Origin of the sequence: Flavobacterium sp. T12S277, from assembly GCF_048514875.1 — a bacterium.
Taxonomy (GTDB): domain Bacteria; phylum Bacteroidota; class Bacteroidia; order Flavobacteriales; family Flavobacteriaceae; genus Flavobacterium.
Genome location: NZ_JBLYEG010000002.1, coordinates 49,672 through 62,125 on the forward strand (window position 1 = coordinate 49,672; position 12,454 = coordinate 62,125).

8 protein-coding genes are annotated in these 12,454 nt (G+C 36.2%); 2 read left to right on the forward strand and 6 right to left on the reverse strand.

The genetic code is table 11. The features are described 5' to 3' along the window. The first annotated feature begins 88 nt into the window (after nucleotides 1–88). Nucleotides 89–1,381: an aminopeptidase P family protein gene (locus ACN1CN_RS04445; protein ID WP_419134801.1), complete on the forward strand. Its 1,293-nt coding sequence runs from the start codon at nucleotides 89–91 to the stop codon at nucleotides 1,379–1,381. A 175-nt stretch (nucleotides 1,382–1,556) separates the two neighbouring features. Then, complete coding sequence (locus tag ACN1CN_RS04450; protein WP_419134802.1) at nucleotides 1,557–2,333, forward strand: alpha/beta fold hydrolase; 777 nt, start codon at nucleotides 1,557–1,559, stop codon at nucleotides 2,331–2,333. A 71-nt stretch (nucleotides 2,334–2,404) separates the two neighbouring features. On the opposite strand, the gene ACN1CN_RS04455 is transcribed toward ACN1CN_RS04450, so the two are convergent. From ACN1CN_RS04455 to ACN1CN_RS04480, 6 genes are all read right to left on the reverse strand, one after another. Then, the gene (locus ACN1CN_RS04455; RefSeq protein WP_419134803.1) at nucleotides 2,405–5,170 is read right to left on the reverse strand and encodes a PD-(D/E)XK nuclease family protein; all 2,766 of its coding nucleotides are present in this window, start codon (nucleotides 5,168–5,170) and stop codon (nucleotides 2,405–2,407) included. A 63-nt stretch (nucleotides 5,171–5,233) separates the two neighbouring features. Then, nucleotides 5,234–6,685, reverse strand: a complete 1,452-nt coding sequence (locus ACN1CN_RS04460) for an OmpA family protein (protein WP_419134804.1) — start codon at nucleotides 6,683–6,685, stop codon at nucleotides 5,234–5,236. Between the two features lie 113 nt (nucleotides 6,686–6,798). Further along, nucleotides 6,799–7,992 (reverse strand): glycine C-acetyltransferase, encoded by a 1,194-nt coding sequence (gene kbl, locus ACN1CN_RS04465; protein WP_264525577.1) that lies wholly within the window; start codon nucleotides 7,990–7,992, stop codon nucleotides 6,799–6,801. Nucleotides 7,993–8,072: 80 nt separating this feature from the next. Then, nucleotides 8,073–11,231, reverse strand: a complete 3,159-nt coding sequence (locus tag ACN1CN_RS04470; protein ID WP_419134805.1) for a UvrD-helicase domain-containing protein — start codon at nucleotides 11,229–11,231, stop codon at nucleotides 8,073–8,075. Nucleotides 11,232–11,375: 144 nt separating this feature from the next. Further along, the gene (locus tag ACN1CN_RS04475; RefSeq protein WP_419134806.1) at nucleotides 11,376–11,975 is read right to left on the reverse strand and encodes a lipoprotein signal peptidase; all 600 of its coding nucleotides are present in this window, start codon (nucleotides 11,973–11,975) and stop codon (nucleotides 11,376–11,378) included. A 124-nt stretch (nucleotides 11,976–12,099) separates the two neighbouring features. After that, a complete protein-coding gene (locus ACN1CN_RS04480; RefSeq protein WP_264525580.1) occupies nucleotides 12,100–12,315 on the reverse strand; it encodes a hypothetical protein in 216 nt (71 codons plus the stop codon). Nucleotides 12,316–12,454: the final 139 nt, after the last annotated feature.

Here is a 12,454-nt window from a genome sequence, read left to right on the forward strand (position 1 = left end):
ACAAAAAATAAAACTTTAAGAAATCAATTTCATGCTGTTTGCTTAAAAAACGTAATTTTGAAATTCGAAGTTCAAAAAAGAAATTATCATGAAATATCATCAAATAAACAGCGCTCTTTTTGTAAAAAACCGCAAAAAATTCACGGCAGAAATGAAACCAAACAGTGTTGCCGTTTTCAACTCTAATGACATTTACCCTGTTAGTGCCGACAGTACTTTACCGTTTGCACAACACAGAGATATTTTTTATCTGAGCGGTGTAGATCAGGAAGAAAGTATTTTGCTTTTGTTTCCGGACGCGCCTTATGAGAGCCAAAAAGAAATTCTTTTCCTAAAAGAAACCAGCGAACACATTGCCATCTGGGAAGGTGAAAAACTGACTAAAGAACGCGCTTTTCAGGTTTCAGGAATCAGAACCGTTTATTGGTTACAGGATTTTCATAAAATTTTGAACGAAATGATGACCTATGCCGATACGATGTACATTAACACTAACGAACATTATCGCGCGACTGTTGAAACAGAAACCCGTGAAGCTCGTTTTGTAAAATGGTGGAAAGAACGTTATCCGGCACACAACGTAGCCAAAAGTAACCCAATTTTACAACGCCTTCGTTCTGTAAAAGAAAGTGAAGAAATCGATTTGATTCAGCAGGCTTGCGACATTACCGAAAAAGGTTTCCGCAGATTATTATCGTTTGTAAAACCAAATGTAACCGAATACGAAATCGAAGCCGAATTAATTCACGAATTCGTACGCAACCGTTCTAAAGGTTTTGCTTACACTCCAATTATTGCTTCGGGAAACAATGCGAATGTTTTGCATTACATCGAAAACAATCAGCAATGTAAAGACGGAGATTTAATTTTATTGGATGTTGCTGCCGAGTACGCGAACTACTCCAGCGATTTATCGCGTACAATTCCGGTTTCAGGAAGATACAACGAAAGACAAAAAGCAGTTTACAATGCCGTTTTAAGAGTTAAAAACGAAGCTACAAAAATGCTGACTCCAGGAACTCTTTGGAAGCAATATCATGTTGAAGTGGGTAAAATCATGACCTCTGAATTGCTTGGTTTAGGTTTGATCGACAAAGCTGATGTTCAGAACGAAAATCCGGAATGGCCAGCATACAAAAAATATTTCATGCACGGAACCTCTCACCACATGGGACTAGACACACACGACTATGGATTACTTCACGAACCAATGAAAGCCAATATGGTTTTTACTGTTGAGCCTGGAATCTACATCCCGGCCGAAGGATTCGGAATCCGCTTGGAAGACAATGTTGTGGTACAGGAAAAAGGAGAACCTTTTAACCTGATGCGCAATATTCCGATTGAAGCAGATGAAATCGAGAGTCTGATGAATTCTTAAAGAAGAAAGACAATAGAATATAAACTGCGGCTGACAGAAATGTTAGCCGTTTTTTTATGCACGAAATAAACCCTTAAAGACTAGATTAACTATTTTTCTTTACCCTGAATGAACTTATACTTTTTATATGCTTTTACCTTTTCCTATCTTTGCCAACCACAATTAAAATGTCATTTTGAAAAATATTCTATATAAAAACACCCGAATTTCTTATACTGATTCAGGTCAGGGAACTGCAATTATATTTCTTCACGGCTTTTTGGAAAACAAAAAAATGTGGCAGGATTACATTGCTCCTTTCTCTGAAAAATACCGCGTGATTACAATTGATTTATTGGGTCATGGCAAATCGGATTCTTTGGGATATGTACATGCGATGGAAGATAATGCCAATGCTGTTCATGAAGTATTAAATCATCTAAAAATTGAGAAAGCTACAATCGTCGGACATTCGATGGGAGGTTACGTAGGTTTGGCTTTCGCCGAATTATTTCCAAAAAGTATCCGAAAACTGGTTCTACTGAATTCTACTTCAAGAGCAGACAGTGCCGAAAAAAAAATCAACCGAACACGCGCTATCAAAGCGGTCAAACAAAACTACATAACCTTTGTAAGCCTTGCCATTGCTAATTTGTTCAGTGAAAACAATCGAACCCTACTAAAAGACGAAATTGAGAAAGTAAAAATTCAGGCTTTAAAAACTCCTTTACAAGGAATTGTTGCCTCTTTGGAAGGAATGAAAATCAGAAAAGACAGAGAAGCGCTACTGCATCAGAATTTGTTTCCGGTTTTATTGATTTTAGGTAAAAAAGACCCTGTTTTAAATTACGAAGACAGCATCACCCAAATCAATGACACTACTGCCGAATTGGTTTCTTTTGAAGACGGACACATGAGCCATATTGAAAACAAAGAAGCATTAAAAAATGTACTGTTTGGTTTTTTCGAATAAATCGGAAAAACCAACACTTCGTTATAAAAACCAGATGAAACAGCAAGCTTTAAAAGTTCAGATCTGATTCTCTAATTTATTTTTTCCTCGAAAGGAATATCCATATTAAAGATTTCTTTTAACAATACAACAATCTCCTCCAGATAATTCTTTAAGATCTCATTCGTTACAGTAACATTCAACTCTTTATCCTCTTTAAACCCAAAAGGCAAGAATCCTGATTTTAGATTTTTAAAAGAGATAATTCCAACTTCAATCGGAATCTCGCCTGCTTCTTTTTCAAACATGAACGCGTAAGCCAAAACCTGAATGATTTTGTCGTTTTTAAGCTCCTGAGTCAATCCATTCCAGGATTTAAGCACTACGTTCGTCTTTTCAACTTTTCCGGTCTTATAATCAATAATTCGAATTTTACCGTTGCGCAATTCTATTCGGTCCACATTTCCTTTAATCAAAACCGGAAATGGCAGGTCTGGGTGATTCAATTCCCGTCCGTACGTTTCTTCCAGGGCCATGATCTTAACAGCATCTCCATTCTTAAGAGACTCCAATTCCATTTTTAAAAAATTAGAGACATTTCGTTTCGCTACTTCAAAAGCCAAAAGATTACGTCCTTTTTTAATTTCTCCTTCTTTATAAACCAGTTTAAATTGTTTCAAGACTTCATCGTCTAGTAATTTAAAACAATTTTCAAGATCTGCTTCCGAAATAAACTTACCGATAAAAGGTTCGTACAACGTTTTTAATGTTTCATGAATTATGGTACCAAGCGTATTCAAAGCGATGTTCTCCTCTACTTCTTCAACCTCCCGAATTCGAAGTATTTTCTGAAAATAAAAGTCAATCGGATTTCGGATATAACTCGTCAAAGCTGACGGCGAAAAACCCGCAATCGCAATTTCTTTTAAACGATCCAGTACAGCCTCTGATTTTGGAACCACCATTGGCTGATAAGCTGTTGTTGGCAAAACCGGGTTATAGATATCAAAAGTCAAATTGTGTTTAGACTGTTTTTCTACTTCCAGCTGCGTGATAAAACGGCTGCGCTCTCCAGCATCCAATCCGTCATTTTCGGTATTATAAATCAAAAAGATGTTTTTAGCCCTTTGCAATAAGTGATAAAAGTGGTAGGTATAAATAGCATCTTTCTCTTTAAAAGTCGGCAAACCTAGTTCGTTTTTAACATCATAAGGAATAAATGAATTCTGAGATTTTCCGGCGGGAAATTTCCCTTCATTCATCGACGTTACAATTACGGTATCAAAATCAAGCACACGACTTTCAAGAACCCCCATAATCTGTAATCCGCGCAAAGGTTCTCCCTCAAACGAAACTTCAGCAACATCAATAATCTGCTTGTAGATCGCATGCAAAGTATCTATATTGTCAATATGATTGTGTTTTGTATAATAATTAATCAGTTTATTGATTACTTTAAAAACCGCATAAACAAAAGCTTTGGCTATTTTTTCCTCCTCATTGTCATTGCTGAAATTTTCTTTTATCAAAAGTAAAAGCGCTGAAACATTTTCAAGAACAGCAATCGATCCGTTCTCCCACTTTTGGAAAAGCAATTTAAATAATGGCGATGGATTCAAATTAAGCTCTAAAACCCGGTTATGTGTAATAAAAGTATAATTATTCTCTTTGATAATCCGCACTAAATTACCGGCATTCGCATACGGTTCAACCAGCGGATGGGTTAGAATATCCAATATATCTTTATAGTAAAAAACATAACTTTCCCCTTTGCGCGAAAGCGCATTGGTATGCATTCTAAACAATTTTGCAATTAATATCTGCGAAGGGTTGTTCTTTCCGGAATACCCCATGGTAATATTCAAACTTCCAACCGAAGACGGCAGGGAATATAAAACCGGCATCAGCAAATTCTCCTCACCCAGTACAATAGCCACTTTATCTAGAGCAGTCGTTGGATTTTCTGCAATAATATTTTCGATAATACTACCCGCCAGTTTTGCCTGACCGATTGTTTTAGGGGTCCCAATGATCTGAATGTTTTTTGACTGCGAAAAATCGTCTACAATCCACTCAAACGGATTGGCTTTATAGTGTTTCCAGTTTTCTTTAAAACGCCTTACAAAGAGCCCGGCATCATGATAAGGATCGTTCAGAAAAGTCTGATCGACATCCCAATAAATTTTAGCCTGATCTAAAGCCAAAAGATGCTGAACAATTTTTTCTTCAGCCGCATTTAAAGCGTTAAATCCTGCAAAAATAAAACTTCGATTTGCAACTGTGTTCGAAAAGTGATTCAGATTATTTACAGCCTCGCGATAAATCAATCCCTGATAGCCAATTGCTTTATGAAGCAAATGATTGTACAACGAATCGTAATATAAGGGAAGTAGTTTCCAGAAATCAATATAATTCTCTAAAAGTTTGGTTTTATTCTCGACTTCAATCCCCCATTTTTTGATATCTTCAATATCACTCAAATACGACAAAACATGCGAAGGATCTAAAAGATAACGATCGATTTCATTAAAATCCTGCAGTAGTGTTTTCGCCCAATTGGCAAATAATTCAAAAGACTGCTGTTGTTGTTTTTCGGTTACAGAAAGATAAACTTCATAAAACTCAAACAAAAGCTCAATTGAATCAACCGACCTAATCGAAGCCACATCCTGTACAAAATCTTCAATGCTAATAATTTCAGGAGAGAGTATTGTGGTTTTAGTCTCATTTTTCAAGGCTTCAATTAAAAAAACTTTCGCTCTTTTATTAGGCAGAATAATGGTTGTTTCGGCAAGTTTAGCCGAATAATCCTGAATTATAACAGTTGCTATTTTTCCGAGAAAGGAAGTATTTATCATTTGATAAAAATAAAAAAAGCCATTCAATTAAGAATGGCTTTTAGTATTTATTTAGACAGTAAATTAGATTTTACCTTGGTATTTAGAACCAATGTGTTTAATTTCTGTTCTTCTGTTTTGTGCTTTACCTGCAGCAGTTTTGTTACTTGCAACTGGTTGAGAAGATCCAAATCCTTTAGACTCTAAGTTTTCTGGATTAACACCTCTTTCGATTAATGCATTTTTCACAGCGTCAGCTCTTTCTTGAGAAAGTTTGTCGTTGATTTTTGCAGAACCTGTACTATCTGTGTGTCCTTCAATAGAGAATTTCGCGTTTGGATAGTTTTTAAGGATTTCTTTAATTGCATCTAATCTAGCTGGAGTTTCTTTGTCTCCTGTTTTGAAAGTTGCTTTACCTGAGTTAAAGTAAACCGCTCTAGCTTGAACTTTAAGATCTTCTAAAGCTTCAGTAGTTACTTCAGGACAACCTCTGTTAGAAGCAGGACCAGCAACTGTAGGACAATCATCATCTTTATCAGCAACACCGTCTTTGTCAGCGTCTAAGAAAGGACAACCACCATTTTCTCTTGGACCAGCAACTGTAGGACATTTGTCATCTTTGTCAGCGATACCATCACCGTCAGTATCAGGGCAACCTTTTAAAGCAGCTAAACCAGCAACATCTGGACAAGCATCATCTTTATCAGCAATTCCGTCTCCGTCAGTATCAGGACATCCGTTTAATGCAGCTAAACCAAATACATCTGGACAAGCGTCAGAAGCGTCAACAATTCCGTCTCCATCAGTATCAGGACATCCGTTGAATTGTTTTAAACCAGCAACATCTGGACAAGCATCATCTTTATCGTAGATTCCGTCTCCGTCAGTATCTTTACCTCCGAATTTGAAAACTAGACCAGCAGTGTGTTGAAAGTGAGATCTATCTGCAACTTTAGAATCATTAGGAGACACAAGCCATTTGTATCTTGTACCAAGTTCAAGACCAATAGCATCAGTAAACCAGAAAGTAAGACCAGCACCTGGATTAACTGTTCCAAAGCTACTATCTCCGAAGAAAGTATAACCTCCACCAACAGATAACGAAGGATCAATCACTTTAGATTTGATCAATTCCTGGAAGCTATATTTAATAGTAGCATCAATTCCGTAATACATCAAATCACCAGGATTAGTAACTACATTACCTCTACTATCATGCCCTACAGCAGATGGAGCGAAAGTAACTAATTTATCAATCTTGTTTACAGATCCTTGTAAACCAACAGAGAAACCGTCACCTACATATCTACTCACACCAATGTAAGATAAAGAAGGAAGGATGTTCCAATTGTCTTTTACAGCGAACGGCTGAGAGAAGTGTTGATCAAAGAAACCACTTCCTGATCCAGAACTTGTTCTAGTATCAACGGCATTAACTCCAAAAGAGATAGCCCATGGATTGTTACTGTCTTGTGCGTGAGAACTTAAACCCATCACCATCATCACAGCAACTAAAAGTTTGTTAAGATGTTTCATACTTAATTTTTTTAATTACAATTTAGTTAATTACAAGCAAAAGTAACACCAAAATTTTTAAATACAAAATGAAATGTTAAAAAAAACCTACAAAAATTTGACCAAAGTGGGAATTATATAACTTTTAACATTTGTCCGACAACTATAAATGCGTCTATAGCCCTGTCTAAGTGCTCTTTTGTATGCGCAGCCGATAATTGCACTCTAATCCTTGCTTTTTCTTTCGGAACTACAGGGAAGAAGAATCCGATTACATAAATGCCTTGTTTCAATAGCTCGTTCGCCATGGTTTGCGACAATTTTGCATCGTATAACATTACCGGAACTATCGCTGAATCGCCGTCGATGATATCAAAACCGGCTTTTTTCATTCCTTCTTTAAAATAATTAGTATTCCATTCTAATTTATCTCTTAAAGTAGTATCTTTTTCCAACAGCTCAAACACCTTTATGGAAGCCCCAACAATAGCCGGTGCCAGTGAATTTGAAAACAAATATGGACGTGAACGCTGACGCAATAACTCGATGATCTCTTTCTTCGCGGTTGTATAACCTCCCATTGCCCCACCTAAAGCTTTACCAAGGGTTCCGGTTATAATATCAACTCTTCCCATAACTCCTTTTGCTTCGAGGGTACCTTTTCCTGTTGCTCCAATAAATCCGGCAGCGTGACATTCATCCACCATTACCATAGCATCGTATTTATCGGCCAGATCACAAATTTTATCCAAAGGCGCTACAAGACCGTCCATTGAGAAAACCCCATCGGTAACAATTAATTTGAAACGCGCACCAGCCTCATTGGCTTTAATTAATTGCTGCTCCAAATCCTCCATGTTACTATTTTCATAACGGTAACGCGCTGCTTTACACAAACGAACCCCGTCAATAATAGAAGCATGATTCAAACTATCTGAAATAATAGCATCGTTTTCTCCTAACAATGGCTCAAAAACACCACCATTTGCATCAAAAGCAGCAGCATAAAGAATGGTATCTTCTGTACCATAAAAATCTGCAATCTTTTTCTCCAGAGTTTTATGAATATCCTGTGTTCCGCAAATGAAACGCACCGACGACATTCCGAAACCATGTGTATCCATAGCATCTTTTGCCGCCTGAACTACTTCCGGGTGTGATGAAAGTCCTAAATAATTGTTGGCACAAAAATTCAAAACTTTTTCTCCTGTCGAGATCGTTATTTCCGCATCCTGTGCTGAAGTTATAATACGTTCTTTCTTGAAAATTCCATTTTCTTCAATTGTTTGCAACTCGTTTTGCAAATGTTCTTTTATTTTACCGTACATTTTAATTTATTTAAAACATTAAAAATTAACAACTTAAGCCAAAAATACCCAGTCAAATCTTTAACACCTGATTAATTTTTTCACAAATTTACTACATCGATTTCTGATCCGATGTATACCAGCGCTTTTTTTAACACTTTATACCCTAAATCCTCAATAGCCTCCTGATACTCCTGTATTTGTCTCGTATATTTTGGATTTATCGCTCCCGTTTTATAATCCAACAAATACGCTTCTTTGTTTGTTGTTAGAACAATTCGGTCGGGTTTTAAAATTCTTCCTTCTTTCTGAACAATGGTTTGCTCGTTCAAAACGGTATCCTTTCCGTCAAAACAAATACTCAACTCAGGGTGATTGACAATTTCCTGAAGTGTCTTCAAAACCATATCCACCTGATCATTCGTAATCAATCCGTTTTCGATACCTTTAGTAACCGCCAGATCAACATCCGTTTTGTCTTTAACAAAAGCCAAAATCTCATGAACAATATTCCCATAAGCAATTGCCTCTTGCTGATGTGTTCCCCACATCAAAGCCTCTCGCTGCGCAATTTTAATATTTTTTGGGTTTAAAACTTCTGAGACCACAGGAATCACTTTGACCAGATCAACTGACTTTACCGAACTTGAAAGTCTAACCTTATTTCCAAATTCATACTCCAGTCTCTCTGCATCATAAATTCCCTTATGCATCAAATATCGGATAAAAAAAGAAGCCATATTATTTGGCAACTCTCCATCTTTCCTCTCTTTTATGGCTTGTGACACGATATACAATTGTTCTTCTGCACGCGTTAACGCCACATACAAAACATTGATATTATCCAAAAGTTCCTCTTGTTTTTTCAAATTAAAAACCGCCGAAGCACTTTCTCCAAAACCTTCAACCGCACTGCTATTATCAATTAAAGCTTTTGGAACATCCAAATTCGCATCTTCGGTATCCAGCCATAATTTATCTTTTGGCTTTCGATTGTAATCTTCCTCCGCAAACGGCATAATCACAACCGGAAATTCCAATCCTTTTGATTTATGAATGGTCATGATTCGAACCGCATTGTTTCCTTCGGGAGACGGAATACTAAATTTCTCCGCATTTTTATCCCAATAACTTAAAAAATCAGCTATTCCTGCCTGATTTCTCATGTCCCGCTCCAACACAATATCCAAAAAAAACTGAACGTATGCATTCCCCTCATCAGGAAGAACAAATTTCGAAATTATAATTTCTACCGCTTCGTACAGTGATTTTTTACGAACATCTTCAAAAGAAAACGCAACATCAAAAGTCAAGAGCCACTTTTCAAAATCACCTTCCCATTTTTGAGCCATTCCCAAAGCAATGAAATCATGAATGGGCATCTGAACCTCTTTGTTCGATCCTAAAAAATGCAGAAAATTAGCTTTTGACTCTAAATCAGCACTATTGTTTAGGTATTTCAACAAATGAACAATCAAACGCACTTCTGTAGCATTCTGAATCATTAAAGTTTCAGAGGACAAAAGCGGGATATTTTGTTCTGTTAAGTAATTCGCAATTGCAATCCCCTGATCTCTTTTTCGGGTCAAAATCACAATATCCTTGTACTCAAAACCTTCCCTGACTACTTTCTGAATTGTATTTAATGTCGCCAAAACATACAAATCCAATTTCTCCACCACCTCTTCTTCGTCTGCAAAATCAGATTTCTCTATTATAGGCAGAAAAGAAATATTGACATAGCCTCCTTTTTTCGAATTTGTATTCTGAAAACTATGATTCTCATAAAGATCTTTATAATCCTCATTTGTAAATTCGGTCGAAATTAATTTAAAAAAATCATTATTAAACTCAATTACCTCACTATAACTGCGGTAATTTGTATCCAAATGTTTGACTACTTTTTCGTGATTAAAAAAAGAAACTTCTTCTTTTCCTAATTCAATAAACTGCTCGGCTTTTCCACCTCTCCATCGATAAATAGATTGTTTGGGATCGCCCACGATCATCAGGGTTCCTTTGTTTCCAAAATCATCCTGACCCGAAAGGGAGTTATGTATCAGCGGAATCAGATTCTGCCATTGCATTTCGGAAGTATCCTGAAATTCATCAATAAAAAAGTGACGATACTTTTCTCCTAAACGTTCATAAATAAAGGGCGCTGGTTGATTTTGAATTTCACGATGAATGATCGCATTAAATTCAGAGATCGACAGCACATTTTGCTCCGATTGAATTTTCGCCAATTCGTTACTAACGGTATTTAAAAGCGAGAGCGGTGTAATATTTTTCAGGAACGCTTTGTAAAAATCTCTTTTTTCAAAGTTCTTATAGATTTTTTCCAGAATCTGAAGCAGTTCCGGAATTATATTTTCGATTAACGCCCTGTCTTTTGCCGTTTTATTGATCGCAATATCATCGAATTCATGAAAAGTTTTATTCCGAGGATTAAATTTCCCATCGCGAATACTCTCTAAATGATTGGGAAAGGTTCCGCGTGAAAATGATTTTAAATCAATTCCGTTTTTATCTATTAAAGCAAGTGCTTCTGTCGCAAAGTTTTCGTTTTCGACTTCCAGCTCTTTACACAAAGTCTGCATTTTCTTTTTGATGACAACAAACTCTTCAATAGATTTATCCTGAAAATGAGAGATCTCATTCCGGTTGTTTTCATTCAAAACTAATCTTCCCGTTTCTAATATCTCACGGGAAACATCCCAACTTTTATCATCGTCGGTTTTTTCCATAGTAAAATCGACCAGCAATTTAGTCAGTGTTTCGTCCTGACCTGCTTGTGCAATAATAGCATCGACTGCTTCAACTAGCAAATTTTCGGTATCCAAAGTGACTTCAAAAGTCATTGGCAAATTAAGATCGTGCGCAAAAGCACGAATGACCTTATGGGTAAATTTATCAATGGTAGAAATATCAAAAGCAGCATAATTGTGAATCAGATGCTTGATAATATTCTGAGATTTTACTTTGATCTTAATAACAGAAAGTCCTGTATCGCGAGACAAGTCCTCCATCAAATCGACTGCTTTCTGCGAAGGTTCTTCTTTTGCAAACTCTGACAAGCTTCCCACAATACGGCTTTTCATTTCATGAACCGCCTTATTGGTAAAGGTAATGGCCAGAATATTTCGATAGGCGTCATTTCTTGGAGAAGAAAGAATAATTTTGAGATACTCTTTTACCAAAGTATAGGTCTTTCCAGAGCCTGCAGATGCATCATAGATAGAGAAAGACGGACTTTGCATGAGTTTAGTTTTTCGTACGGTAAAAATAACACATTAAAATATGAAATCCCAATAAAGCAAAAATTCCAAATTCCAACAACTAACTCTTTTATTAGGCAGCTATTGGAATTTGGAATTTCAAATATTTCAGTTTTTCTACAACAACTAGGCAGTTTTAGGAAAGGCTCTTTTATTAAAAACCAACAATATCCCCACTCCTGTAGAAATTGCTACATCGGCAACATTAAAGATCGCATTAAAAAAAGAAACATCTTCACCACCCCAGTAAGGGAACCAAGACGGTAAAGTACCTCTCCAGATTGGAAAGTAAAACATGTCCACCACTAAACCATGAAACCATGTTCCATAAGGTTCTGGTGAGAAAAGGGTTGCCAGATTACCATGACTGTCATCAAAAACAATCCCATAAAATACAGAATCAATTATATTTCCGGCTGCTCCCGCAAAAATCAAAGCTATCGCTACAATTAAGTAATTTGAATAACGCTTCTTAACCGAATCTGCCAACCAGTAACCAATTCCTACTACAGCAAAAATTCTAAAAACAGTTAAGAACAGCTTACCATATTCACCAGGTATCTTTGTCCCCCAGGCCATTCCTTCATTTTCAATAAAGTGAATTCTAAACCAGTCAAAAATTACGACTTCATCACCTAAAACAAAGTTTGTTTTTACATAGATTTTCGAAAGCTGATCGACAATTAAAACTAAAAATATAAGGAAATACGCTTTTCGTAATGACATTTTATTAAATTTTGATGGGGCAAAAGTAACAATTTAATCAAAAAAAACGCCCCTAATAGAGCGTTAATTGTTTTTGAAGATAATCCAGCAATCACCAGAGCATTTTGGCCCTTTAACCGAGGCTCTATTTTTTAACATTTGGCTGAACGGTTTTTTTAGGCGGATCCGCAAAAAATTCGGAAATCGATTTAAGCAATCCTTTACCCTCTTTTCCAGCTGCCGCATTCTTGGCTTCAGCCTTCTTTACCTGAGTTTTAAACTGTATACGAATCTTTTCAAATTCTTTCATTCGATGCTCAACATCGGAGTTCACTTCTTTGAATTTCAACACTTTAGCCATTTTATAAGATTTTTATGTTAAATAAATAAAATTATAATGATTTGATATTACAATGATACATAATTTAATTTATATTTGTTAATAAAAATTAACACTTGTTTAGACTAAAAAATCATATTTATCTCTCACACGGTATTAA

What these genes read in the sequence shown, in the direction of transcription:
- kbl (WP_264525577.1), bottom strand. Translation starts at nt 7,992, where the DNA reads ATGTACGGTAAAATAAAAGAACATTTGCAAAACGAGTTGCAAACAATT.
- ACN1CN_RS04475 (WP_419134806.1), bottom strand. Translation starts at nt 11,975, where the DNA reads ATGTCATTACGAAAAGCGTATTTCCTTATATTTTTAGTTTTAATTGTC.
- ACN1CN_RS04470 (WP_419134805.1), bottom strand. Translation starts at nt 11,231, where the DNA reads ATGCAAAGTCCGTCTTTCTCTATCTATGATGCATCTGCAGGCTCTGGA.
- ACN1CN_RS04455 (WP_419134803.1), bottom strand. Translation starts at nt 5,170, where the DNA reads ATGATAAATACTTCCTTTCTCGGAAAAATAGCAACTGTTATAATTCAG.
- ACN1CN_RS04445 (WP_419134801.1), top strand. Translation starts at nt 89, where the DNA reads ATGAAATATCATCAAATAAACAGCGCTCTTTTTGTAAAAAACCGCAAA.
- ACN1CN_RS04480 (WP_264525580.1), bottom strand. Translation starts at nt 12,315, where the DNA reads ATGGCTAAAGTGTTGAAATTCAAAGAAGTGAACTCCGATGTTGAGCAT.
- ACN1CN_RS04460 (WP_419134804.1), bottom strand. Translation starts at nt 6,685, where the DNA reads ATGAAACATCTTAACAAACTTTTAGTTGCTGTGATGATGGTGATGGGT.